This is a genomic window from Microcoleus sp. A006_D1 (genome assembly GCF_036702805.1).
In the GTDB taxonomy this organism is placed as follows: domain Bacteria; phylum Cyanobacteriota; class Cyanobacteriia; order Cyanobacteriales; family Microcoleaceae; genus Microcoleus.
The window spans coordinates 292,068-317,362 of sequence record NZ_JAUBVZ010000004.1; the positions used below are offsets into that span (position 1 = coordinate 292,068).

The window sequence follows — 25,295 nt, forward strand, 5'->3', positions numbered from 1 at the left end:
TCCTCATCCTCCGCGCAACTGGACAAACTGGTTGTCAACAGGATTATACACCCAAGCTTTGATCTCGGTTTGGGCGATCGGCAAATCATTACCAGAAAAATCAACCGCCCACCTCGCATTATTGTACAACTGTGATTTTAAACTCTTAGCAATATCGGGACTATCCAAATTTACATAAGCGTTAGCAAAAAAGGATTGTTTGTCGCCGACAGATAGCAATACAATATTAGGCTGTTTCCTGTTTTCTGGCAAAACCGCCCAACCAGCAGCCTTTTTCTTAACATTCAAGGATTTATCGCCCGTTTGAGGTTTGTCTAAATAGCCGTAAACTTTCTCGCTATTAGAAATAAACTCTACATTTTTTGCGAACTTTCTCCAACCTAGTTTATCGATAATTGCAGCGCCTTCTCTCACCAGCCAAGTTTTTTTGCTCAGCACCCTCAAACAGCTTTCCGGCGCATTCTTGAAAAACTCCGACGTTTCCAGATAGTTAATTAACTGCAAACAATCTTGAGCGCCTTGTTTGTAAAGAAGTGCAGAGCTAGTTTGGGCGATCGCCTGCTGAGAGTTAACAATAATTATCCCAATTAATAGCCCTGCAAATCCCCGATAAATAAATTTATAGTTGCGTTTCGACAGCTCTTTTGTTTCTCGGACAAACAACTGTCCTAGCTGAACCAAAGCAATTAACAGCAAAATCGAATTAGTCGTATATCTCGAAGATTCCAGCGCCTGAATCGCCCCAAATTCAGCCCTACCAGCCGTAATAAACAGAGCCGACAAAACCGAAAACAAACCTATTGACAGCCAAGGTAAACCCTGATATCCCCATCCCAAATCAGTTGTGGGATGGGCATCTTGCCCGTCCCAACCCAATCCTAAATCAGTTGTGGGATGGGCATCTTGCCCGTCCCAACCCAATCCCAAATCTGTTGATAAAATCTTCTTCCCAAAATGCCATACAAAAAATACAAAACTTGCAAATATTACCAATCCCACAAATGCAGCAAATACAGGTAATCTAACAATTGGCGAACCCAACAAACTCAAAAAATAATCAATCACCACAAGCGGCTTATTTAACAACCAAATAATACTTGTTTTACGGCTGGGATGATAATCAATTGAGTAAATAGCACAAGTTCCCACGAACAGCAAGAGCCAAACGATCGCCCTTTTGCGTTTTTGCGCCCAATTTCCCTCCACAGCCACCAAAGCCGGAATCACCGCCAACCAAGACAGCAAGCCTTGAGCCAGGGAAAAACTAGCAATAAAGCAGAATGCAGCAGCAATAGAGATTCTAAGATTAGGCAATAATTTTTGAGTTGAAACCAGCGTATAAACCGCAGCTACAAAACACAAATTGACGAAAAACCATGCCAATTGAAATCCCCAAAGCCAGTTTTCGTGCTGAACTAGGGAGAACACCAAAATACAAGTTAAAATATTAGCTAAATGCCACAAATTATCCCCAACATTCTTAACTTGCATTGAGGATAACTTGTACATGGCGATAAAAGTTATCGCCGCCAAACCTATGCTGAGACACAACTGATAATTAATATTCCATTGGGAGGCAAAAACCAGCACCGAAATAATTAACTTGGGGAAAAGTATGCGATGGTTGCTGTGCAAAGCCCAAAAATCGTTAAACGTTACACTTCCCGCAGATATTTTCTCAAATAGGCTGGCTAACCTCCACTCGTCATCAATGGGAACGTTAATGCTAAAATTGGCTACAAATCCGATTAACAGGACAACAGGAATCAGATAAAGCGTAAATAAAATACTTTTTTTCATGAATGTGCGATCGCACCAATTGCCATCACCATTTTATATCAAACCCGGTTACATACTCTTTGCTATGAGACTCAAGAAACCGGGTTTTTATTGAAATTGACGGTTTAGGCGCGTATCTGGGTGAAAAACCCGGTTTCTGGTTCTCCTCTGAGACTAAAGAAACCGGGTTTTTATTGAAATTGATGATTTGGGGCGCGTATCTGGGGAAAAAACCCGGTTTCTGGTGCTACCCCTAAATCATTACTTAACAGTCTTGAACGTATCCAGTTTGCCAGTAAATCGGTTAATAAACATCTGCAAAACAGTCCGCTTGCCGATATTGATATTAGAACTTACGGCCATGCCAGACTGCAAGTTAACTTCCTGTTGATTTGACTTGCCCTTGTTCAAAACAAACTTTTGATTCTTGAGCTTGATTTTGGTTTTGAAAGCGTAGTATTTCCGCAGTTCAGTAGGAGGTTCAGCATCCTTGCTAATCTCTTTCACTTCACCCTCAGCAGTACCGAACTCCATCGCCGGGAAAGCCTCAACGTTGACCTCCACAGGCACGCATTCGTATTTCGTCAGACCCAATTTCTCTCTATTAACTTCCTTCTCAGGACACACGCAGCTTTTACCTTTTTCGCAGTCAATCTTTTCTCCATCTAATTGTTTGCCGTGATATTGTTCCAATTTTTCACGCTTGTTTTTCATACCATCCAATATCAGAGCCACGTTGCTATTTTCCAGGTAAACAACTGCTTGCAGACCGTTTTCGTCGTCCAAAACCTTGAGCAGCTTCTCGGTTTGCTGCGCTTCATAATAAGCTTCTTCGCAGCGTGCAGGGCGGGGCTCGCCAGGCTTGAGCACTGAGTTAATAATCGATTGGCAGATCGGATCTTTGGCTAGATCCAACTTAGCTTTCTCCTTTTTAGAAGGTTTCAAATCGAAGATAACGCCGGATACCGGAGCCTTCAGCACTTGAGTATCGCGGGTTTGCTGCGCTTTTTCTAGCTGGGCGTTCACCTCGGACAGCTTTTTCAGGTTTTCCACTTTGAAGCGGCTGAGTTGAGAATCGCTGCTAGCAATTTGTTTCTGGTTTTCAGCAATTTTGGTATAAAGTTCTTTGGCCCAGGAATCTTTGGTGTTTTTCAATTGTTCTTGGGCGCGGCTGATCGACTCCTGAATGCGCGCTTGTTCTCCTTGCTGGCGCTGTACTTCAGCGGTAATTTTTTGGATGTCACCTTGACGCGCGTTCATTTCGCCTTTGCGCGTGTTGATTTCACCGAGGCGCGTGTTAATTTCGCCTTTGCGGGCGTTGATTTCTCCTTCGCGCTGCTTGATTTGATCTTGCTGTTTGAGAACTTCGCTTTGGCCTCTGAAAACGTCTTGTTCCTGCTTTTCTTTTTGCAGTTCAGCGATCGCTCCTTGCTCTACCAGCGGCGTCAGTCTGCCCAAAATGCCTTGATTGGACTTCAATACTTGTTGCGACTTCGCTAGCTGTTCGTCAGCCAGTTGTTTCTGGGCCTCGGAAGATTTTATTTGCTCTTTTGAAGATTCTAACTGCTGCCTCGCATAATTTAATTGGTTCTCAGCAAAACCCAATTGTTGCACTGCTACGGTCATTTGAGCCTCGGCTGATTTCTGAGAATCCTCAGCTTGTTTCAGTTGTTTATCTAACTCTTGAACTTGACCTTGGGCGGCGGCTACGCGAGACAGAAATTCCGATCGATAATTCACGTACAGTCCCTGCTGGGCTGCATCAAAATTTCCGCTGGCTCCCCTGTTGAGGTACAGCTCATCAATCAAAGCTTGCAGCACTTGATTTTGTGCCCCGAGGCTCTGTCTGTCCTTAATTGTGGATTCTAGGTTGGAAGGAATAGCGCCTTGAACTTTGCCGCTCACGACATCTTCGTAAAATTTATTTTCTTTTTCCAGCGCTTCTTTAGTTTTCTTAATCGATGTTAAATCAGCAGCGGGTGCGAGGGTGTTGAAAGTAAGCAGGGGCTGGTTTTTTTCCACGCGATCGCCATTTTCGACGTGAAGTCTCACCACAGCGCCCGTAGCAGGCGCTTGGATGTCTCTAGCACCATCTTTTAGTTCCAATTGGCCGACAGCGGGGACAGCTTGCTCTACGCTAGCAAAATAAGCCCAAACCACCGCAGAAGTGGTCATCAGCATGATCATCCACAAAAACAAGTGCGACCAAATCGCTGGTTTTTCGAGAATGATTGGTTGCTCAGAAAGTGTGATCGATTTCATAGCCATATGTTACTTCTCCATTACTAATTGTTAGCGATCAGTTGTGAGTTTTGAAATATCAAGTATTCGATGACTCTTGTTGTTGGAAGAGGCAATAATAACGTCCTTTAAGAGCCATTAATTCTTTATGACTTCCCTGTTCAACTACAGAGCCTTGATCCATCATAATAATTACGTCGGCGTTTTGGATTGTAGTCAGGCGGTGAGTAATGAAAAACACCGTGCGACCGGCGAAAGATTCTGCTAAGTTATTGCAAACTTGGCGTTCGGAATGGTAGTCGAGGGCGCTTGTAGCTTCGTCCAAGATTAGCAGTTTCGGGTTTTGCAAAATCGTGCGGGCGATCGCCAAACGCTGCCTTTGACCCCCAGAAAGCGACGCACCCCGTTCTCCCACCACCGTATTGTAGCCAGCCGGCAAACCCATAATAAAATCGTGAGCTACTGCTAATTTCGCAGCTCGCACAATCTCATCCGTACTCGCATCGGGATTGCTCAGAGCAATATTTTCTTGGACAGTACAGTTAAACAACAAAGTATCTTGCAGCACTACCCCAAGTTGGCTGCGGAGCGAATATAACTCCACCTTGGCAATGTCGTAACCGTCAATAAAAATCCGGCCCGAAAGCGGGGCATAAAGACGCTGCAACAGCTTCATCGCCGTACTTTTACCGGAACCGCTTCCCCCCACAATTCCCACAAAACAACCAGCGGGAAATTCCAAGTTCACATTCGCCAATTGCAGCGGGCCGCTCTCTAGGAATCGGAAGGAAACCTCCTCATATGTTACCTGCCCTTGAATTGCCGGCAACGGAATATTGCTGCGGTCTTCATCGCTGGTTTCCGTAGGCGTATCTACGATATCCTTGAGCATATCGATCGACATCGAGACCTCTTGGAAACTCTGCCACACGCTCACAAAACGCAGCAGCGAACCAGTGACGTTCCCCGAAATAATTCGGAAAGCAATTAATTGACCCAAAGTCATGTCATTGCTCAGTACCAAATAAGCTCCCACCCACAACTGAGCTAAGTTACCCACCTGGTTTAAAAAGCCACTAATCGTACCTGCCGTAGTCCCCGTGATAATTGTTTTAAAACTAGCTGTAATGTACTTGGCGTAGCGGCTAGACCATTCCCAGCGGGATTTCAATTCAATATTTTGAGCTTTAACAGTTTGAATCCCGCTGACGACTTCTACTAGATAAGATTGAGAGTCAGCAAAACGCATATTTCTCTGTTTAATCAAGCGCAGTACCAGCGGATTAATCAGAATAATCATCAGCGCCAGTATCGGTACCACTGCCAAAGATACGAAGGTTAGCTTCACGCTGTAGGAGAGCATAACGGCGACATAAACCACAGAGAATACTGCATCGAGAACAACTGTCAAAGCTGTACTCGTCATGAATTCCCGAATCTGGCCCATCATGCTGAATTTGTAAACCATGTCTCCGACGCGCCGATTGTCAAAGTAATTCTGGGGCAGCCGGAGCAAGTGGTCGATTACCTCCGCACTCAATTTGACATCGATGCGGTTTGAGGTATCTATAAACAAAAATGTGCGTAAACCGTTCAGCAGTCCTTCAAACAGGGCAACACCTAACAGAAACGCCCCTAAAATATCCAGGGTGTCAATGCTGCGCTGACCTAATACTTTATCAATAATTACTTGGCTGATTAAAGGGTTTGCCAAACCGAATAGCTGCACAAAAAACGAGGCGAGCAATACCTCAAAAAACACTGTTTTGTGTTCCATCAGCGCCGGCACAAACCACCAGAAGCTGAACTGCTCTTTTTGTTCGACTTGCGGTGCTTGTAGCAGCAGGACTTCTCCTGATTCTCCCCAGATTTCTTTAAACTGAGGTACTCGCTTCCGCATCAGCCCTTTTTCGGCTGTCGCTATCACCAATTCTTGCTCGGTAATGCTGTAAATAATGGCAAAGCTGTCTTCCCATTTAATCATGACGGGAGCTTTGATGCGGTTGATCGCTTCTGCTGGCACTTGCGCTAATTGGGGTGTCAGGCCGATGCTTTGGGCGATCGCCCCACAGGCTTGCAGATTGATAACACCAGCGGTTTTTAACTGATTTTCTAGAACTTTGCGGATGATATCTCGACGAAATTTGATGTTGAAATACTTGCTCAACATTTGGAAGCAAGCTAGCGGGGCATCTATTTGCCCTTTGGCGCGGAAAACAGGGTATTTCGCCGTATCTGGTGATTCGATGCGGGGGTCTGGTGGGACAGGGGGGGCGGGCTCAATCACCTTGAATTTTCCACCGGGCGGCTTCTGGCCCAAGCCTCCTGTCTCTATATCGCCAATTAGGGGATCTGCTGGCTCGGTTTGGGGTTCTGGGGGTTCGCGGAAGCCAATTAAGCGAGCGCCGGCGCGGCCTTCTACTTTTAATGATTTGGCTGCATTTTCCACAGAGAAGCGGCTGCCGGTGGGAAACTCGCCCAAGACGCCGCTGCTGACGAGCCAAACTCGATCGGCATCTAGTTCTTTAGCGAGGTCTTGAGTTTTTTTGTTACCGTTTGGCACGTTGACAACTGTCGCGTCTTGCCAAGCTTGCAGGGTAAGTTCCTTGAGATTCGATGTGCCGTCGGCTTGGCGCTGCAATTCCAGACTCAACAGTTCAAATACTTCGCTCAAGGAACTGTGAGCGCGAAACGCTTCTCCGAATGTCGGCTGTTTTTCCAGTACACTCAGGAAATCTTCGGCAGGTAGGACGATCGCAATTACATCTATAGAGGCGATCGCCGTTTCGCAGGGAACCCCCCTGAGCAAGCCAGCCCAGCCGAGAATTTCCTTTGGCTGCACCAAGCGCAAACTGACGTGGCGCTGCGATCTTTGGTCAAAACCCAGCAACCGGGCCTGACCTTGATAGATAATTGCCACCTGAGTCGGCATTTTTTCCCGTTCAAACAGGGGTTGCCCCGTCCGGTAGCCAAGGAGCTGGCATTTAGCCACCAAGGACGTGAGAGCCGTCTCGGAGAGTCGGTCAAAGGGAGGTGTTTCAGCTAAGAAATCCTGAATCTGGGAGAGGGAAACAGCGGAAGAAGTCATGATATTGAAGACACAGAAGAGAGGGGCTGTAGCGGGCCTATTTGCGATATTTGTTCGGCGAGCCAGGTTTCAAAGAGTTCGTTAATCAAGTGCAGCCGCATCGATTCGTCAAGCTGCGCTGGCATGAACTTTTCTAGTCGAATAATTACCATCCATTCTGCCAGAGGACGCGGCGTCCAGAGTTGATTTGGCTGGCTGACGGACAAAAGTTTGCTGATTGCCGGGTGTGGCTGCGAGAGGGGTACTGGGCCCAACAAGCCGCCGGACTTGGACTCGGGGCCTTCGGAAAAGTCGCGGGCCACTTCGGCAAAGCTTTGTTCCCCTTCCAGGATGCGAAAGTAAAGTTCGTTTGCCAGTGCTGGATTTTTGGTGCGTACCAGGGAATAGACTACGTGGTCTAGGCTGGCTTTGCGGGTTAAAAAATAATTATCTACTTTAGGTCTCCAAGTCTCTTGCTTAAATTTTTCGATCAGCAAGGGCCTGACGGCCATCTCTTGAAGTTCTTCTGCCGTCATATTTTGACTTCGCAGCCAAGCTTCTTTGGCATCCGGGGCGGTCAGTTGGTGCTGTGCCAGAAAGTTCTCGACGGCGGATTGGCGTTCTTCGTCGCTGCAACTAAAGGATGCGATCGCTTGGTCGATGATTACACCCCGCAAGAATTGCGGCATCAACTGGTACCGCTTCAGGAGCGATGGCATATCCTGAGCTTGAAGTAATTTATCGCCTATTTGAAAAAGTCCTGTCATTTTTTTATCTCCAACTGACTTGCGCTTCCCCTTTTAATTTAGCTGTGGCAGGAAAAGAGCGACAACCACTAACCCCTCAATCTCCCGATGATAGCAGAGCGTCAAGAAAGCTAGCGCTATTGCTGTCTATTTCTTGACGCTTTGCATCCTGACGGGGTTCCTTTCAAATAGTTTGCCTATCTGATGGGAGTAAGCGCGGCTGTCGAGAATTTTGGGGTTAGCCGTCATTGCGTGCTGAACTCGATCCCGATAGTGCCGGCGCAGTTCTGGGCTAGTTCCCAGTGCTGTACTTATCTCTAGATAAGAGTTCTCGCTGTTTGCTACCAGTTCCGGAAGTAACAGTTCTGCGAGGACTGCTGCTGATTGGCGCGATCGAGTTTTTTGCCCTGTTCTTGCCACTACAGGCAACCCGACTAACAGCGGTTCTGCTAAGGAGCAGGCACTGCTGTATGGATAGGAGTCTAAATATATATCAGCCAATTCCAGACATTTTATGCAATCTGCCTGATTTGGTAGCCCCCGTATCACAACTACCCGCTGTTTGTCAATCCCAAATTCCCCGAAGGTCGATCGAATTTGGTGATAAAAAGGCACCGTCGGATAGTTTTCGGTGCGAGAACCAAAGGGATACAAAACTAAAATAGAATTCGGTACGGCGGCAATAATTTTTGCCCAAGTTTCTCGCAATTCTGGGATAATTTGAAAAGCTGGAGTACAGGACATGAACACTACAGATTCATCGGTGGCTCCCCAACTGCTGCGAGTCGGTTCAACTGTGGCAGTTGCTGATGCTACTGGATAGCTGAAACAAACTCCCGAGCCTTCTAAAGTAATTAATTTTTCGCGATACTCTGCTGCATCTGCGGGTAATGTCAAATCTCCAGCAATCAAATAATCGATATTGCGGGCTGCGGTGGTGGCGGGGTTTGATGCGGCGGTAGCCATTTGCACCCGCGCCAGTCGGTGCAAGCACAGCAGCGCGCCCCGTTGGGATGTGTCGGCGATATTGGTGCTAATTAGCAGAATATCTAAATCGTGCGATCGAATTTCCTGTACTTGCTGTGGCAAATCTTCCGATAGTTGCACCAATTTGTCGGCGCAACTTTCGCAATATTGCGCCAGTTTATCATCTTGTACCTGGAAATGATACACGATAATTTCAAATTTGTCTCCGTCTAAATATTCAAAACTGGGAATTGCCGTAAAAGTCTCTAATTCGGCACTAATTTTGTCAAGCAAGAATCCCACTCGAATTTTAGTTGGCTCAGATTGTCTATGAGCAAAATCCCAGTCTATTTGACAGCCGATATTTTGCAAATGAAATTCCAGAATATCAGCTCGGTGATTCAATACATTGAGCAGATTTGCCTCACTCAAATACAAAGCTTTGAAGCTAACACTCTTCGCAATAAAAGTCGCCAAATAACGCCAAACTTCCGCATCGGGGAAACTGGCGATATTCGCAGCGACGTACTGGATTAGCTGCTGGAAATATTCCGAGTACCTTTCAACTTCTCCCGTTTCTTGAAAATATCTGGGAGACTGAAATAGGAATTTCAGAAAGTCGTCAAAAAACCACTGGGGAATCGCTGCATTTTTATATTCTAGCGATAACTGATAAGCATCGCAGTACAGCATCGCTGCCAGAGAATATTGAATGTTATCGGCAATTTCTCCTGCTTCTGCAAGTTGCGAGGACAACTGCTGCACAAAACTTTGTTCTGACTCGGTTAAAGTTTCATGTTTGAGGTGGCTATCCAGTAGCAATTTATGAGCTTTCCCCGCCTCTTGCGAGTAAGCAATTTCTAATTTTTCCGCTGGCAAATTCAGCCAGTGTTCAGCTATTTGTAGGCGGTATTGGCGCAGTTGCGCGAGAATCGACTGGTTTGATGGCGATTTTTTGTACTGTGCAACCAGTGCTGACAAATCAGATAAACTCGGCTGGGTTCTTGATGCCAACTTTTGGCGAATTTTATGTTTAATTTCGGGATTCAAGAAACTGTATTCAGGATGGTTTAGTAGTTTTTTGTAAAATCTAACCACATCTTTATGATTTTCCCCAGCCGCGAAGTTTTTCCAAGTTTGTTGTTCGGGATGAATCCGCAGTGACGACAGTGTTTCGTCTACAAATCCGATGTGATAATTCCCCATGATGCGCCACCACATATCTAAGTCTACATACTGAGATAATCCTGAATCAAATAATCCTATTTCTGCAAAAACTCGGGCGGCAATTAAGACGGTACTCGGTTCGCCAATTTTGTTGATGGGGTTGCTCAAGCAGTTAATATCTGCCAGCAATTCTTTTCCGGGCTGAATTGATTTTAGATTTGACCAACTTTTGTGCAAATCTTTAATTGATTTGGAAGCTTTCCGCAAAACAGGGTGAGATTCATCTTCAGCGATGGTGATGCCGCGCGGGGAGAAAACCATGCCTATTTCTGGGTTTTGTTGGGCGACGGCGACCATTTTTTCGATACATTCTGGTTCAAGCAAGTCGTCTTGAAATAGAAATTTGATGTATTCACCTTTGGCTTGCTCGATGCAGAAGTTCCAGTTTTGTGATAAGCCGTAGTTGCGGTGGAGGATGATGCTGAAGTCGGCGGATGTTTGGGATTGGAAGGTTTGGGCGATCGCAATTGTGCGGTCTGTGGAGCCGTCGTCGGATATAATCAGTTCTATGTTAGAGTAGGTTTGGGCGATCGCGCTTTTGATTGTTTCCTCAATAAATGCCTCTCCGTTGTATGTCGGAATGCAAATGCTTACCAAAGGCTGCCAGTTTTGCAATTTTAGTTTTGATTGAGTTTTGGGGTGTGATGATTGCAAGTCAACTTGGGGATGAGATTCCTTCGTTCCTCGCAATGACAAGGAATCTTTATGCAAGTCTGGGCTAATTTTGGCAGGATTTGCTTTTGCTGTTGCTGACAGAGGCAAGTTGTGAAAGTTATCGGTAATCTCGGCAATATATTCAAGACGTTTTCTAATTTTACTACCTGTAACTTGCGGGTTGAGTAAAGTCTTGATTTCCTCAGCACCTATCGCTCCAATTTGTTGAGCTTCCTGGGAATTATTGAAAACGAACCGCATTAAATCAGCAGCGTGTCCGACATCCGGTTGGGCCCAAACATTGCCTGCTTTGTAAGGCCCGCAATCTTGCTCGATGGGAATTAACTTATACTTGACTAAAAAGCTATTCCCGACATTCATGAATTCTGTATTTGACGAATAACCGGTGGCAATTACGGGTTTGCCGTAAAACATCGCCTCAGCCATTGTTAAGCCGAACCCTTCGCAGCGGTGCAGCGATACGTAACAGTCGCAATTGTAGAGCAAACCGTTAATTTTATCTTTGGATAAATACCCGTCTAGATGTTTGATATTTGAAGAATTGGCTAGGGCAGAATTTAACAATTCTAAGTCTTTGATATTTTTGTCTGAGTTGGAAGATTTGAGCAGCAACAATACGCTGTCATCTCCGCCGAAAGCTTGTTTAAATGCTTGAATTGCCGCTAAAGGATTTTTGCGCTCGATGCGGCTGCAAAAGTCAAAGACAAACAGGAAAATAAATTTATTTTTAGGTATATTTAGTGCTTCTCTGCTCAGGGAAGGTGCAGGCAAAGAAATACTGGGCATAATTTTGATGACGGGAATTGGCGAGAATTGGGCAATTGCTTCGGCACAAGAATTACTGTAAGTCCAGATTTCGTGAAAGTGATTAAATGCTGGCTGCCATGCGGGGGGAAATGCGGGAAGTTCCCAGGCCCAAAAGCCGATATTGTATTTGTTTTCAAAATAGCTGGCACCTGTATGTTTGATAAAGGTTGCAACTTCATCGGCGTTGACTTGAATTAAGTTGATCGGGTGGGGATTGTCGGGGCTAAAATTTTGATAGGTGGTGTCTTGCTTGCGGTGGGGACTGCGGGTGAAATTGTTGATAACAAAGGGAATGCCGGCGGCTTCTACAGCTCTGATGTTGGCTCGGACACCTTCTCCTATGCCAAATTCGCCGTTGATGTAGCCGGCGATGTTAATTCCTAGATTTGGGTTCATAGTTTTTTATGGATACAGCAAATTGTTGTGTTTATTTTTTGGCAAAAAAAGCTGAATTAATCGATTGCGTTAATTCAGCTAAGGGAGATAGGGGTTGAGAGTAGATGATTTTGCTGAATATTTGCTAACATATAGCGATTGGCGAACCAGATTTAAATGAACTCTTATAGGGCGCAGAGAAGGCAGAGGAAGAGAAAAGAGGGCAGAGAAAGAGTTGGCAACGCCAGAATTTTGTGCTTGACAATTGTGCCGATCGCCATTGTATACTGGCATCGCTATGCTAACCTTCGGCTGGTTGTGGGTCGGCATGGTTGCTCTGTTTGATTTTACGATAAATTAATTAGGAATTTTAGGTAAAGTGATCGATCGCCCCAACCACGACCTCCTCAAACTGCTACCGCCGGATGCTAAAGTCATTGTGGAAATTGGCTGCGGTACGGGTTCTAGGGGCGAACAGTACAAGCTGATCAATCCCCACTGTCAGTATATTGGCATTGAATGCGATCGAGAAAAAGCTAAAATTGCGGTCGATCGGCTAAACTGGGTGACGGTAGCCGATATTGAAGAACTTGCCGTCGAAAGTCTCGATATCGCCCCAGGAACCGTCGATTGTTTGGTTTTTGGCGACTTGCTACCCTATCTCAAAAACCCTTGGGATGTCCTTAAGCAGTACAGTGCTTTGCTGAATCCAGAAGGGCAAATTTTCGCGAGAATTCCCAACCTTCAATATTGGCGGCGCATTGTCAATCTGTTGCGGGGACATTGGGACAATCCAGACAGCAAGATGCAGCACTGGTTTACCCTAGAAAGTATTAAATCATTATTTGCCGCGGCCGGATTGCAAGTTTACGAACTGCAAGGGAAGGGACACAAAACTGAAAATTTTGCTCAATTCCAGCAATTGCTGCATCCCATGGTCAAGGCTTTAGAGCTGACATCGAGCGATTTTGCGACGGAAACGGGTGCTGAACATTATATCGTGCGATCGACCAAATCGACCGTACCACCGCGCAGATTGCTGATCCAAACCATTATTATGGCTCCTACAGGGTGCGATCGCGTGCGAGTTTTGGAACCGGACAAATTTAGCGCCACAATTCCCGGTGTCCGCACCGTATCCGCAGTCAAAACAGCAGGCATAATTACCCCGCTACCGGGAGAAGAAAAAGTCTTCATCTGGCAGCGGACAATCATGCAATATCCCGCCTACATTCCCAAACTCAAAGAACTGCTGCAACAAGACTATTTAATAGTAGCCGAAATTGACGACAATCCCATCCGCCGCCGCGAATACGCAGACAACAATTACCTCAGCTATCGCGGCTGTCACTGCGTTCAAACGACAACAGAACCGCTAGCCAAAATTTTGCGGCACTACAATCCCCATGTTGCCGTATTTCCCAATCAATTAGCTTATCTACCTCCGCCGCGAATCTATCCACCAGAATCTACTGTCACGATATTTTTTGGTGCGCTCAATCGCGAACAAGATTGGCAGCCAATTATGGCAGCGCTCAATCGAGTTTTAGTCGCACACAAACACCGGATTAGAGTTAAAGTAATTCACGACCGCCGATTTTTTGAAGCCTTGGAAATACTGCAAAAAGAATTTGAATCATTTTGCAGTTACGAACGCTATCAAGAAATCATGTACAGTTGCGATATCGCTTTGCTGCCGCTCGTTTCCAACCCGGTTAACGAAATGAAATCTGACTTAAAATTTATTGAATGTGCGGCGCGGGGAGTCGCGGTGCTAGCAAGTCCCACTGTGTACGAACATTCGATTGTCGAAGGTGAAACCGGATTAATTTACAGACATGAAAAAGAGTTTGAAATTAAGCTAAATTCGCTGATTTCTGACACTTCTATGCGCCAGGAAATAGCCGCGAATGCTTACGAATGGGTGCGCGATAACCGCTTGCTGTGCGGGCACTACCGCCAGCGGCGAGATTGGTACTTGCAAATGCGGGATGAGTTGCCGCGTTTAAATGCTGAGTTGCGCGATCGGCTGCCAGAGTTGTTTAGCGACTAACTGCGGTAAAATTTATAGGGCTTATTGTGCAATACGCTTGGGGTCGGATAGGACGTACGGTTGAAACCGCTGCTATACAAACGATGTCCGCCTCCGCGGACTGAAGAGAATAACGTAATTTTAACTACCCGGTCTTCAACCGGCGTCGGCAGGTTTTGTCTGTATAGACGCGGTTTTAACCGCCCAATCTTCCGTTTTATTGTTTAATTTTTAATTGTTGATACACACCAATGCGAATCCTATTCACTATTGCTCACTTCTACAATCCCAGCGGCGACGGGAAACACGCTTCCCAGCGAAACGATCCGCAACCGCGATTAAATGCTTTAACTGCTTGCGTGACATCGCTGCAAGCTTTGTATGGCAAATCTCAGTCAATGATTCACATTGGTGAATGTGCAACTATGCCGGCAAATCAATCTCAAAGCCACGAAATTGATATTGTGGTTTGCACTACCCAAGGCTATCATCTGTTGCCTGAATTGCCGATACAGCCGAGGTCTTTTATGCACCACGCTACCAAATGCGAACCGCTGCTGTTGGGGTTTGAGTGTCAAGCAGTTTTGCGAGCGTGTCTTGACAAATACGATTATTTTTGTTACTTGGAAGATGATTTGATTTTACACGATCCGTGGTTTTTTAGTAAATTAAATTGGTTTACGCATCATGGGGGGCATGGAAATTTGCTGCAACCAAATCGCTATGAAATATCGCCTCAAGGTGCTGTTTTTAAAGCATATATTGATGGTGATTTAAATGGAACAGCTACTGCTAAATTTCAAAATGTGGAGGAGCAGCCGCAGTTATTGGGGAAAATTATGGAACAGCGTATCTCTTTTGATAGAGCTTTGAATCCTCATTCTGGCTGCTATTTTTTGAATGCGGAACAGATGGCGCACTGGGCAAAGCAGTCTCATTTTTTGGACAGGGATACTAGCTTTATCGGCCCGCTGGAAAGTGCGGCGACTTTGGGAATTATGCGGACTTTTAGGGTTTACAAGTCCACTCCTGCTTATGCTAATTTTTTGGAAATTCAGCATTTTGGGTCGAGTTTTCTGAAGTTGATCGGTAATAAGGTGCGGATTTCTGAGGAAGGTTTGTAGATAAGACTGCGGTTGAAATCCCCCCTATGCAAAGTCTAAGAAACCGGGTTTCTTACAAAATCTGGGTTGGGTGGCAAAATATCTGGCAAGAAACCCGGTTTCTCTTAACTGCAAAGTCTAAGAAACCGGGTTTCTTACAAAATCTGGGTTGGGTGGCAAAATATCTGGCAAGAAACCCGGTTTCTGGGAATTATGCACAATTCTATGGCTTCAAACTATCGCCGATTTTAACTGTGCCGCTGTTGATGATTTTGGCTAAAACTCCGGTTTGTGCGTGACCGAATTCTTGTTGTAGTAAACTGAGTAACGGAATATCCCGATCGCCCGTTTGTGGATTTACTTCTATGTTGACACAGCGACCGATTGGTGCTGTGACTTCGATGCGCGCTGTACCCAATTGAAACTGTTTTCCGATTAACTCAAATTCCGACCAAGCTGAAATGCCCTCTAGGACAATGTTCGGGCGAAATCGGCGCACGTCTGTGTTTTGGCCGGCGAGGGCTGTTAATTGGTCGAGTGTGGCTTGACTGAGGAGAGAAATATGTACTGGCGATCGATCGGGATAACGAGTTTCGCCGCTGCTGTCGCCGACTAAGCGCAAAGGTGCAAGCTGCGGGTGTCTGGCTTCTTTTGTCGGTTCAATTTCCGCCAGATATTCGGTAAAAAAGCTGCTGATGCGATCGCGCCCCGCTGCTGTGTTTGTTTCTGCCGATAATACTGCAACTCCTTGACGCTTGACTGTTAAAACGGCCGTTTCCGGTTGATAATGGCACTCCAAAGCTGCTAACAAAGGCCAATCGTTTTGCACCGCCAAATATTTTTTGCTCATCCAAGGCGCGTTTTCGGCGGGTATCTTTGCCGCTTCCAGATTATCTGCAAACATGAGTGCAAAAGCGCGATCACCCTTAATGCCATGTCCTGCTGTTAAAGCAAACTCCGACATTTCTTGCGGTGTCAGCCCTTTAATTGGATAAGTGAATAACTGTTTTATTGTTGCTAATGCCATAAAAATTTCCGATTAAGCTAGCAATTCATAGCGGCGAATATCTGGAGGTGCAACTGCTAAACCGTCTAATTTCTGCACGGCAGCTTGAATGTGAGTTGAAGCGAGATGTACTTCGAGTAAAGCTGCACTTTCCCACTCTTCAACAAAGGTAAAATCTGTGGGATCGGCTTGATTTTGCAGGAGTTCGTATTTGAGGCAGCCTTCGTCTTGGCGACTGGGTTCGATAATGCTCAGCAGCAGAGATTTAAGTTCTGCTACTTTGTCGGGAAAGGCTGTGAGGCGGGCGACTACTCGCAAGGTTGGTGTGGACATAGGATCAAAAATCAACAGATATGGCGATCGAATTTACCGATTTTTATCGCAATACGGTTTAGTTAGCAATGTTTATTGCCCGGAGATCCCCCCTAACCCCCCTTAAAAAGGGGGGGACAAGAATATTCTCAAAGTCCCCCTTGCTTTCGGGGGATTTAGGGGGATCTGTCTTAACGGAACCGTATTGATTTTTATCGGGAAAACTCAATTAAACAGGATTTTACTTAAAATAACCGAAAGAGGTCGATCGGTCAACAGCAAGCATAATCTTTCCAGGACGCGCTCAATTCTCTGAAACCCGGTTTCTTTCCAGATTTTTCGTTGCCAACCGCAGAAAGTCGTAGAAACCGGGTTTCTTGGTATATTCTACCTTCTTCCCTCTTCCCTCTTCCTTCTTCCTTCTTCCCCCCTCCTTCTTCCTCCCATCCGTTAAATCCGTCGAGCGAATCCGTTGCCGAACTTCCCTCTTCCAACTGTCAACTATCAACTGTCAACTGTCAACTGTCAACTGTCAACTGTCAATCTTTGGGATAAAATCGCTTGTTTGCTGTAGAATATTCCCAGGCGATCGCCTCCGGGTCTTTTTCGCGGCTCCACTCAGCAAACTCGGGCTTAACTTTCCATTTGCCGATCGTAGTTGCGTGAACTTTGAACCTGCGCGAAAGTTCCGTTTGGGTAAAAGAGATTTTGGGATTTTGGGGAGTCTTGGTTTGAGCGATCGGGAATAAGTTTGGCGTTTTATCTTGTGTTTTTTCCCGATTTGTGGGAGGCTCTTGAACAGCTACTGCGGCGTTAGGTGTTGCAATTTGATTGACAGTTGGAGCTATTTGAAAATAATACAAAATTCCGCCTTCTTCCGTTACTTGAAAATCCGCTGCAAACTCAAGAGCCCGTTCGTCGAGATACTCTTGAACCTTCGATCCGGGGAGTTTTGCATTCATCGCCAAATCCAAAGCCGTAACTCGCCCTTGATTTTCCTTGATCAACTTGTAGAAAACCGAGTCTAAATGAGCGAGTTTATGTTTTTGCTGCTGCTGGTAGAGTTTGTAAGCCCAAGCAATGCCCGCTGTGGTGGCGATCGCCCAAAACATCGTTCCCGACTCGAAACTGGCAACCGCCGTCAAGCAAATAGGCAAAAGCAGGGTAAGATATCCCCAAATGCTGCCCTTCTGTAGGTTATTGCTGTTTTTGACCATAGTTCCTAAACAGGTACGTATAGCCTTTCAAGCTATCATATGAGGTACTATCCGGCATAGGGCATAGGGCATAGGGCATAGGGCATAGGGCATAGGGCTATCCTCACCACGCTTGAGAACCGCTGTAGTTTAGTTTAGCAGAGCGTGTCTGAAAGCCGCAGGAGTGTTTCGACAGTCGATATATCGATCGGCTAATCGCTGACACACTCTACTACAAAATCCCCATCCCAGAATCTACTTTTTTTGCAACCGAGGATTCATGTACTTTTTTCGCAAACAAATTGCCATCCTGTTCATAGTTATTGCTTGCTGTACGCTGACGGTTAGTTGCAGCGATAGCCGAGCTGTCCAGTGTACTAAATTTACTGAAATAGTCACCAAAGGTAACGCTCTCATCGATTTTAAGAACGGCACCTACGATGCTGCAACGACCAAGAATTTAGCTAAAGACTTAAACCAGACATCCAAACAACTTGAAGCTCTGGGAATCACCGATCCCACCCTCAAAGAAATTCAAACCCCATCAGTTAAATCCTTCCGGGAAATGGGTGAAGCACTCGGCGACATAAGCAAAGCCCTTGAGGTAGGAAACCGGGCTTCTACAAGTATAGAAGGTCGAGAGCAAATCAAAACAGCTCAAGCAGATATTGTCCGAGCCGGACAGCAGGCAAATCAAGGAGCCAAAAATCAAGATGCTTTGATTACCAAACTGATTAATTATTGTAAGAGCGATCGCTAAGTAGGTCATTGCAAAAAAACAATAGTATCTACAACACCCTGCAAGATGTTATTATTTTTGGCTATTGCCTACTTAATAACTAATGACTAAGGACTAAGGACTGCTGTTCGCGAGCGGGGACAGCACTTCTGACTAATGACTAAGGACTAATGACTAATGATGAATTTCTAGATTCAAAATATAGCGACCGAGTTGCACTTTCTCCGACCACAACTCGTATTCTAACCGCAGGTGTTCCGGTTCTGGCTTTCCGGTCAGAGTCAAGTTGCGCGTGAAGTTGCGGAGGCGCAACTGTTCGGGAGTCGCCAGGGATTCGCCCTGAAGCCAATAACGGCTCAGTCCGTACATTCCGCGCTCCCAGCAGTGGCGGTAACTGTATTTGCCGTTTCCCTGCATGGTCATAACGACTCGATAGGGCGACACTTCTAGCCAGAGCAACCGGGGTTTTGTGGTTGTTGGTAAGATAGTAACTTGCTCGCCAGATTCGTCGGATTCGTCTACAAATTGGCGATCGAGTATTGCTGGTTCGTGCAACAACAAGTGAAAGCGATCGCGGTCTTTTTGATAAAGCGTACCAGCAGTTTCAACGAATGACCACAAAGGTAAATCTGTGGATACCAGCGATAGACTTACAGGCTTGCGGTGGTGCGTCAGCATAAATAAAAGTGTAGGAGTTATTGTGGATCGGGGGGTTTGAGATTTGAGATTTTATACTTGAGATTTTAGATTTTAGATGATCTGGGCTTCTAATTCCGGAGCTTTTGGTTAAAATGCAAAATCTACAACTCGCAGTCAGAAATATAAAATTGTTCGTTCAACACTCAATAATCTGGTCGATAACTGAGCGTGACATGAAATCTAAGTAGATCTACTGTTCGCATTTGTGAAATTCAGGTGAAATCCTTGCCGTTGCGTCCGCCCTCCCCTGTCGCTGATACCCTTTTGACAAAATAATGGAATTGCCAGCCCCTGCTCCAAACGCTTATACAGTCTGTCATTCCCAATTCTAAAATCTTTAATCTCAAATCTAAAATGGTATGACTTAGCACTGGGAAAAGGGTAGGATAGCTAACGCCGTCCCATCCTAGTTTATCTCAATGCAACCTCCGATTATAACTACTTCGCTTCAGGGCGAAAGTCAAACTTTAAGCATTCAAAAACCTGCCTCGGGCTTGTCGCTGCGGGGCAGGATTCGAGTTCCGGGCGATAAGTCGATTTCTCACCGAGCTTTGATGTTGGGCGCGATCGCCCGCGGTGAAACTACAATTGAAGGACTGCTGCTGGGAGAAGACCCGCGCAGCACTGCTAAATGTTTCTCGCTGCTGGGAGCCTCCGTTTCAGAACTCAACGCGGAACGGGTGACTGTCAGAGGCGTCGGAATTGGCGAGTTACAGGAGCCTGTGTCCGTCTTGGACGCGGGTAATTCCGGCACGACGATGCGGTTGATGTTGGGAATTTTAGCCTCTCATCCGGGGCGTTTTTATGCGGTAACGGGTGATAGTTCTCTGCGATCGCGTCCCATGTCGCGCGTCATTAAACCGCTGCAAGAAATGGGAGCGCAAATTTGGGGCCGCAAGGGCAATTCTCTAGCTCCTTTAGCAATACTCGGACAGCAGTTAAAAGCGATTCACTACCATTCGCCGATCGCCTCAGCTCAAGTTAAATCCTGCATTTTGCTAGCCGGTTTGATGGCCGATGGAGAAACAACAGTCACTGAGCCCTCTCTGTCGCGGGATCACAGCGAGCGGATGCTGCGGGCGTTTGGAGCCAAGTTGAGCGTCGATCCAGAAACTTGTAGCGTGACAGTCACTGGGCCGACACAACTGCAAGGGCAGAATGTGATTGTACCGGGAGATATTAGTTCGGCGGCATTTTGGTTAGTTGCTGGGGCGATCGTCCCCGGTTCCGAGCTCGTAGTCGAAAATGTCGGCGTCAACCCAACTCGTACAGGGATTTTGGAAGCTTTGGAGATGATGGGGGCTGACATTGAACTGCAAAATCTGCGAGAGGCGGCGGGGGAACCGGTAGCGGATATTTTGGTTCGCTATTCTAGTGAGTTGCGGGGATGCACCATTGCTGGCGACTTAATTCCCCGACTGATTGACGAAATCCCGATTTTAGCAGTAGCGGCGGCTTTTGCATCCGGTACTACGATCGTTCGAGATGCGGCCGAGTTGCGAGTCAAAGAGAGCGATCGGCTGGCCGTGACTGCGGCGGAACTCAACCGCATGGGAGCCAAAATTACCGAGTTACCCGACGGTTTAGAAATTACCGGGGGAACTGGGCTAACTGGCGCGGATGTTGACAGCTACACCGATCACAGAATAGCGATGAGTTTGGCGATCGCAGCCCTCAACGCCACAGGTGTTACTAACGTTCACCGGGCCGAAGCTGCTGCCATTTCTTACCCGGATTTTACCGCCACTTTGCAACAAGTTTGCCATCCAAATTGAGAGTGGGAGAATGGGAGATAAGGAGAGGGGGAGAGTGGGAGAGGGGGAGTGGGAGTGGGGGAGAATTGCCCTATTCCCAATTCCCTATTCCCAATTCCCAACTCCCAATTCCCAATACTCTAAACATCCGTTACATCCGCTACAAAATCCGCTGCCGAACTTGCTTCATTTAAGAATTTTTACCGACAACTTGTTCTTTAAAAGAATCAACTTCCGTTAACAGCTCTTGGCGGTTAGAAGCCTTGAGCAGATAGCGGTAAACAAACCAACCCGTATATCCCATGCCAATCAACTCAAAAACTGGAGCTACTAAAGGGACATCGTTAAGAGCATCTAAAACTCCCAGCATTACCTTAATACTAATACCGCCTGCCAGGATTAAACCTAGAGTTACCAGAGGCTTTTGGTAGTCAGCAAAAAAATTGGACACATAGGCGGGAAGTTCCGACAAAATTGTGAGAACTTGGTCTTTAATATTTTGGAACTGGCTCGCGGGTGTTTCTGCGGTTGTCATTGTAGTCATGACCCCGGCGTGGTCAGTCACCAGGTCTACTGTGACGACTTCAGCGATCGTTTGCGTGTCGTCAGAAAAGTTAGCTTGTGTCATTGGATACTTCCTCCGTTGTCAAGTAATATTGCAGGATTTGAGTTGCTGCCAGTGTAGTTGTCTGGCAATTAGCACAGCATTCGCGCTGCTGGGGCTAATTGATGAGATTAAGGCAGAGCTTCACTAATTGCAAGCAAAAATAAGGATATGACTAGATATTAAACAATTGCCCTCGCTGCCAAATCGCTCTTTTGACTCATTTTTTCAATTCGCCGAGGTCGATTTTATTGGGACAAGTACGTCCTCGTTCAAAATCGGTGATATTGCCGATCGTGGTTTCGGCGATATTTTTCAAAGCTTCCTCGGTGAAGAAAGCTTGATGTCCGGTAATCAGGACGTTGGGGAAAGTCAGCAAGCGCTGAAAAACGTCGTCTTGAATCACCTGATTTGACAAATCCTCAAAAAACAGATCCGTCTCTTGTTCGTACACATCTAAGCCGAGGTAACCAATTTTACCAGACTTCAGTCCTTTGATAACAGCTTTAGTGTCAATCAACTGACCGCGGCTGGTATTGATCAACATCATCCCCGGTTTCATTTGCCCGATCGCCTCTGCACCGATTAAATGATAAGTTTCTGGTATCAGCGGACAGTGGAGGCTGACAATATCAGAGGTGGCGAACAGTTCCGGGAGCGCCACGTATTCCATCCCCAGGGCTTGACAATCCGGGTTTTGGGAAACATCGTATCCCAGCAGGCGGCAGCCGAATCCGTGCAGAATTTTGGCAGTAATGGCGCCTATTCTGCCAGTCCCGACGATGCCCACCGTTTTACCGTGGAGGTCAAAACCCAACAAGCCGTCTAGGGCAAAATTGCCTTCGCGGACGCGGTTGTAGGCGCGGTGGATTTTGCGGTTGAGGGACAAAATCAAAGCGACTGCGTGTTCGGCGACGGCGTAGGGAGAATAAGCGGGAACTCGCAGCAGAGTTAAGTCTAAATCGCGGGCTGCTGCTAAATCGACGTGATTGAATCCGGCCGATCGCAGCGCCAGCAAGCGGACACCATTTTGGGCGATCGCCCGGAGCGTTTTTGCGTCCAAGCAGTCGTTAACGAACGCGCAGACCGCCGGAAAACCAGCAGTTAAAATGCTGGTTTCCAGGTTCAGACGCGGTTCAAAAAACACCAACTCGTGTTGACTTTCGACATTGGCTGCTTCGAGAAAAGTGCGATCGTACGATTTGGCGCTGAATACGGCTACCTTCATGATTTTTGCCTGCAAATTCAGTAATAGTTAGCAATTCTTTCCAGATTAACTCTCTTTCCTTACCAAAACTCCCTTGCAAAAAAAACAATTTCCCTGATAAATTTGGGCTTTCCCAACGAAAGCCTCTATAAACCTAATTTTTGGCATGAGGAATGAAAATTTAATAACTTAAGCAATTGCTCGTTACTTTCGCTCTGCCTGGTAATGCAGATCCGGAGGCTCTGCCTCCTTTTATCTCGCAACTTACAGTCTGAGGTTGTAGCACCCTACAAACTAATGAACGATTACCAATCTGGCGGCAAATTATAATTTTCAAGAGTCGATTTGTCTTTGAGCAAATCTTGAGTTTGTTCATCCACCCGAATCTCACCATCCGCCAAAATTAACGCCCTTTGAGTCGTTTTCCCAATCCAATTCAAATCGTGAGACGCGATCAAAATTACCTCGATCGGCAATTGCGACAAAACCTTAGCCAAATGCCGGCGCCACGAAGGGTCGAGTCCATTGGTCGGCTCGTCTAAGATTAAAATGGTAGGCTCTAATGCTAAAATTGCGGCTAATGCTGCTAGCCTTCTTTGACCGCCCGAAAGTTCGTGGGCGGAACGGTTGGCAAATTCTACCAAACCAAATTCGTCTAATAAGGCTAAAGCTCGATCGCGCGCCACACCCAGCGGTACTCCATAATTGCGTGGCCCGAACATCACATCCTCCAAAATAGTCGGCATAAATAGCTGGTCATTAGCGTCTTGAAAGCAAAATCCAATTTGCCTCCGCGCTTGCGATAAAGTCGCCTGTTCCAACTTCGTCCCCTGCACTCTCACCTCACCGGATTGAGGCATTTTTAAGCCAATCAAATTTTCTAGCAAAGTGCTTTTTCCAGCACCTGTCAGACCTAGTAGAGCAACTCTTTCTCCCGGCTGCAAAGTAAACGAAATTCCTTGCAACACAGGTTTTTGCTGCGGGTATCCGAATACTAAGTCCTGCACTTCAATTGTTGGCGTCACTTTAAGATTAGTCAATTTTTATTTGCCTCAATTTTTAGATTAAGAGTTTTTAACCGCAGAGGGCGCAGATAGCGCAGAGAGGGGAGGGGAGAAGGAAAAAGATAGAGGCATGAATTAATCAATTTCCTATGCCCACGGAGGCCTATGCCCTATGCCCTATGCCCAATTACCATAAGAAGCTATTGTTAATCCCGCTGCGGTTAAAATCGCGAGTGTCAGCCAGAGTCGTTGTTTTGGTGTCGATTTTGAATCGGTGGGCAAACTTCCTTGATAGCCGCGAATCATCATGGCTGCGTGTACTCTTTCCGCGCGATCGAGACTTCGCAAATAAAGCGCTCCGATCATCGAAGCACTGGCATAACGCAACCATCCTCCCGTACCAGATAAGCCTCGGAGTTGGGCGGATCTTTTCATGCGGTTGACTTCTGCCAGCAAGATTTCTAAGTATTGTCCTGCTAACAGAACAATCTCTTGTAAGCCTGCTGGTAACGGCAATCCTTTGAGGGCGATGCCGAAACTATGAGGTGGCAAAGTTAACAGAAAACTGTTCATAACTAGCAGACAAATTAGGGAACGCAGCAACAAAAAACTGGCGCGTTCCCAACCTTGGGGCAGCACTAATAAGGAGAGAAACAGCAATTCTGCTCCTAACAGTTGCGCTAGCGTCCGCAGCGGGGCCCTGAGCCAAAACGACCAAAAAAGTGCGATCGCCCCATAAATCCCCAACCACAGCCAAGCGCCAGTCTTCATAAAACCAATGCCGATCACAATTATCAAAGACAGGCGCAATCGAAAAGGTATGGAAAGTTTAAGCATCTTTAGGTTTCACCAACTTAGTAACACCAAAGGCCGCGCCGAAGCAGATGGCAGATCCCACAACTCCAGCAATGCTAGTACCTATTGGCTGTTCTTCTAATCCTTTAACTGTGTAATCTGCTAAAGGAGTAGGATTTTCGATCGCCACAGCTTCTTTATCTTTAAAACCGTATTTTTCCGCTACCGCTTCTAACCCGTCAGGCCAACTTGAAGCAAACAGTGAAAGCACCCCGGAAATTAATAAAACTCCGATTACTGGCACTACCCATTTCTGCAATTGCGGTTGTTCTCCCGGCAGTAAATCCGGCCGCACTTTGACGAGATAAGTTAAAACGCCACCTGTAATTACCCCTTCGCCAATGCCAATTAAAATATGTACGCCTACCATTGCTGGCAGTGCGATATTCAGCGGTACTGTACCAGAAATTGCCAGTTCGATCGCGCAACAGATAGAAGCCGCCACCACGCTAAGGGCGGCGGCGATGCCTGCGGCTAGGGGCAAGCGATTTCGGGAACCTCCCAAGAGTTGCTGCAACGGCTTTAACAGCCACCAGCCCACCCAAATGCCAACTAGCCCCATGTTGAAAATATTCGCACCCAGGGCGGTGATGCCCCCGTCAGCAAACAAGATGCTTTGAATGATAAACACTGTACTCATGGCCAAAGTTGCCGCCCAAGGGTTCCCCAAAACGACGGATGCCAGCGCCCCTCCCAACAAATGTCCGCTGGTACCGCCGGCTACGGGAAAGTTGATCATCTGAGCAGCAAACACGAAAGCTGTGGTTAAGCCCATGATTGGTGCTTGCCGCAGTCCAAGACTGGCGCGGGTTCGATTTAGGGCAACGGCAATTACTGCTGCGCTTGCTAGGCCAGTGGCAATGGCTACTGGCGGTGAAAGAAAACCATCAGGTATGTGCAT

Annotated in this window: 19 protein-coding genes; 4 read left to right on the forward strand and 15 right to left on the reverse strand. The window is 46.5% G+C overall.

Features of this window, described 5'->3' with window-relative positions; translation table 11 throughout:
• Positions 1-3 precede the first annotated feature (3 nt).
• From QUB68_RS09625 to QUB68_RS09645, 5 genes are all read right to left on the reverse strand, one after another.
• Positions 4-1,800, reverse strand: coding sequence for a hypothetical protein (locus QUB68_RS09625; RefSeq protein ID WP_332991648.1), 1,797 nt, complete (start codon positions 1,798-1,800; stop codon positions 4-6).
• Between the two features lie 240 nt (positions 1,801-2,040).
• Positions 2,041-4,041, reverse strand: a complete 2,001-nt coding sequence (locus QUB68_RS09630) for a chromosome partitioning protein ParA (RefSeq protein ID WP_332991650.1) — start codon at positions 4,039-4,041, stop codon at positions 2,041-2,043.
• 58 nt (positions 4,042-4,099) lie between these two features.
• Complete coding sequence (locus QUB68_RS09635; RefSeq protein ID WP_332991652.1) at positions 4,100-7,108, reverse strand: peptidase domain-containing ABC transporter; 3,009 nt, start codon at positions 7,106-7,108, stop codon at positions 4,100-4,102.
• A complete protein-coding gene (locus QUB68_RS09640) occupies positions 7,105-7,854 on the reverse strand; it encodes a peptidylprolyl isomerase (protein WP_332991655.1) in 750 nt (249 codons plus the stop codon). The genes QUB68_RS09635 and QUB68_RS09640 overlap by 4 nt, the downstream gene beginning before the upstream one ends.
• Positions 7,855-7,980: 126 nt before the next feature.
• The gene (locus tag QUB68_RS09645) at positions 7,981-11,904 is read right to left on the reverse strand and encodes a glycosyltransferase (RefSeq protein ID WP_332991656.1); all 3,924 of its coding nucleotides are present in this window, start codon (positions 11,902-11,904) and stop codon (positions 7,981-7,983) included.
• A gap of 358 nt (positions 11,905-12,262) precedes the next feature.
• Here QUB68_RS09645 and QUB68_RS09650 point away from each other — a divergent pair, with 358 nt between their 5' ends.
• Positions 12,263-13,936 carry a methyltransferase domain-containing protein gene (locus QUB68_RS09650; RefSeq protein WP_332991658.1) on the forward strand — a complete coding sequence of 558 codons (1,674 nt, stop codon included), beginning with the start codon at positions 12,263-12,265 and terminating at the stop codon, positions 13,934-13,936.
• Positions 13,937-14,166: 230 nt separating this feature from the next.
• Positions 14,167-15,039, forward strand: coding sequence for a calcium-binding protein (locus tag QUB68_RS09655; RefSeq protein WP_332991660.1), 873 nt, complete (start codon positions 14,167-14,169; stop codon positions 15,037-15,039).
• A gap of 202 nt (positions 15,040-15,241) precedes the next feature.
• Here QUB68_RS09655 and QUB68_RS09660 read toward each other — a convergent pair whose 3' ends face one another.
• The 4 genes from QUB68_RS09660 to QUB68_RS09675 form a co-directional block, all read right to left on the reverse strand.
• Complete coding sequence (locus QUB68_RS09660; RefSeq protein ID WP_332991662.1) at positions 15,242-16,045, reverse strand: MOSC domain-containing protein; 804 nt, start codon at positions 16,043-16,045, stop codon at positions 15,242-15,244.
• 12 nt (positions 16,046-16,057) lie between these two features.
• Positions 16,058-16,357: a putative quinol monooxygenase gene (locus QUB68_RS09665; RefSeq protein ID WP_332991664.1), complete on the reverse strand. Its 300-nt coding sequence runs from the start codon at positions 16,355-16,357 to the stop codon at positions 16,058-16,060.
• Between the two features lie 251 nt (positions 16,358-16,608).
• A complete protein-coding gene (locus QUB68_RS09670) occupies positions 16,609-16,830 on the reverse strand; it encodes a hypothetical protein (protein ID WP_332991666.1) in 222 nt (73 codons plus the stop codon).
• A gap of 45 nt (positions 16,831-16,875) precedes the next feature.
• The gene (locus QUB68_RS09675; protein WP_332991668.1) at positions 16,876-17,553 is read right to left on the reverse strand and encodes a hypothetical protein; all 678 of its coding nucleotides are present in this window, start codon (positions 17,551-17,553) and stop codon (positions 16,876-16,878) included.
• 259 nt (positions 17,554-17,812) lie between these two features.
• Here QUB68_RS09675 and QUB68_RS09680 point away from each other — a divergent pair, with 259 nt between their 5' ends.
• On the forward strand, positions 17,813-18,292 hold the full coding sequence (locus tag QUB68_RS09680; protein ID WP_332991669.1) for a hypothetical protein: 480 nt from the start codon (positions 17,813-17,815) through the stop codon (positions 18,290-18,292).
• 153 nt (positions 18,293-18,445) lie between these two features.
• Here the strand turns inward: QUB68_RS09680 and QUB68_RS09685 are convergent, their stop codons facing one another.
• Positions 18,446-18,949 carry a hypothetical protein gene (locus QUB68_RS09685; RefSeq protein WP_332991671.1) on the reverse strand — a complete coding sequence of 168 codons (504 nt, stop codon included), beginning with the start codon at positions 18,947-18,949 and terminating at the stop codon, positions 18,446-18,448.
• 440 nt (positions 18,950-19,389) lie between these two features.
• On the opposite strand from QUB68_RS09685, the gene aroA reads away from it, so the two are divergent.
• Positions 19,390-20,745: a 3-phosphoshikimate 1-carboxyvinyltransferase gene (gene aroA / locus QUB68_RS09690; RefSeq protein ID WP_332991673.1), complete on the forward strand. Its 1,356-nt coding sequence runs from the start codon at positions 19,390-19,392 to the stop codon at positions 20,743-20,745.
• A gap of 169 nt (positions 20,746-20,914) precedes the next feature.
• On the opposite strand, the gene QUB68_RS09695 is transcribed toward aroA, so the two are convergent.
• The 5 genes from QUB68_RS09695 to QUB68_RS09715 all read right to left on the reverse strand — a co-directional run bounded on the left by QUB68_RS09695 (position 20,915) and on the right by QUB68_RS09715 (position 25,295).
• Positions 20,915-21,352, reverse strand: coding sequence for a CAAD domain-containing protein (locus QUB68_RS09695; protein WP_332991675.1), 438 nt, complete (start codon positions 21,350-21,352; stop codon positions 20,915-20,917).
• A 196-nt stretch (positions 21,353-21,548) separates the two neighbouring features.
• Positions 21,549-22,556 (reverse strand): 2-hydroxyacid dehydrogenase, encoded by a 1,008-nt coding sequence (locus tag QUB68_RS09700; protein ID WP_332991677.1) that lies wholly within the window; start codon positions 22,554-22,556, stop codon positions 21,549-21,551.
• 284 nt (positions 22,557-22,840) lie between these two features.
• Positions 22,841-23,575 carry an energy-coupling factor ABC transporter ATP-binding protein gene (locus tag QUB68_RS09705; RefSeq protein WP_332991679.1) on the reverse strand — a complete coding sequence of 245 codons (735 nt, stop codon included), beginning with the start codon at positions 23,573-23,575 and terminating at the stop codon, positions 22,841-22,843.
• Between the two features lie 141 nt (positions 23,576-23,716).
• On the reverse strand, positions 23,717-24,376 hold the full coding sequence (locus QUB68_RS09710; RefSeq protein ID WP_332991682.1) for an energy-coupling factor transporter transmembrane component T family protein: 660 nt from the start codon (positions 24,374-24,376) through the stop codon (positions 23,717-23,719).
• Entirely contained in the window at positions 24,369-25,295 is a 927-nt protein-coding gene (locus tag QUB68_RS09715) for an energy-coupling factor ABC transporter permease (protein ID WP_332991683.1), read from the reverse strand. Before QUB68_RS09715 ends, QUB68_RS09710 begins: the two co-directional genes overlap by 8 nt.

Coding starts and splice junctions, on each gene's coding strand:
- QUB68_RS09625 (WP_332991648.1), bottom strand. CDS start 1,800: ATGAAAAAAAGTATTTTATTTACGCTTTATCTGATTCCTGTTGTCCTG.
- QUB68_RS09630 (WP_332991650.1), bottom strand. CDS start 4,041: ATGAAATCGATCACACTTTCTGAGCAACCAATCATTCTCGAAAAACCA.
- QUB68_RS09635 (WP_332991652.1), bottom strand. CDS start 7,108: ATGACTTCTTCCGCTGTTTCCCTCTCCCAGATTCAGGATTTCTTAGCT.
- QUB68_RS09640 (WP_332991655.1), bottom strand. CDS start 7,854: ATGACAGGACTTTTTCAAATAGGCGATAAATTACTTCAAGCTCAGGAT.
- QUB68_RS09645 (WP_332991656.1), bottom strand. CDS start 11,904: ATGAACCCAAATCTAGGAATTAACATCGCCGGCTACATCAACGGCGAA.
- QUB68_RS09655 (WP_332991660.1), top strand. CDS start 14,167: ATGCGAATCCTATTCACTATTGCTCACTTCTACAATCCCAGCGGCGAC.
- QUB68_RS09660 (WP_332991662.1), bottom strand. CDS start 16,045: ATGGCATTAGCAACAATAAAACAGTTATTCACTTATCCAATTAAAGGG.
- QUB68_RS09665 (WP_332991664.1), bottom strand. CDS start 16,357: ATGTCCACACCAACCTTGCGAGTAGTCGCCCGCCTCACAGCCTTTCCC.
- QUB68_RS09675 (WP_332991668.1), bottom strand. CDS start 17,553: ATGGTCAAAAACAGCAATAACCTACAGAAGGGCAGCATTTGGGGATAT.
- QUB68_RS09680 (WP_332991669.1), top strand. CDS start 17,813: ATGTACTTTTTTCGCAAACAAATTGCCATCCTGTTCATAGTTATTGCT.
- QUB68_RS09685 (WP_332991671.1), bottom strand. CDS start 18,949: ATGCTGACGCACCACCGCAAGCCTGTAAGTCTATCGCTGGTATCCACA.
- aroA (WP_332991673.1), top strand. CDS start 19,390: ATGCAACCTCCGATTATAACTACTTCGCTTCAGGGCGAAAGTCAAACT.
- QUB68_RS09695 (WP_332991675.1), bottom strand. CDS start 21,352: ATGACACAAGCTAACTTTTCTGACGACACGCAAACGATCGCTGAAGTC.
- QUB68_RS09700 (WP_332991677.1), bottom strand. CDS start 22,556: ATGAAGGTAGCCGTATTCAGCGCCAAATCGTACGATCGCACTTTTCTC.
- QUB68_RS09710 (WP_332991682.1), bottom strand. CDS start 24,376: ATGCTTAAACTTTCCATACCTTTTCGATTGCGCCTGTCTTTGATAATT.
- QUB68_RS09715 (WP_332991683.1), bottom strand. CDS start 25,295: ATGCACATACCTGATGGTTTTCTTTCACCGCCAGTAGCCATTGCCACT.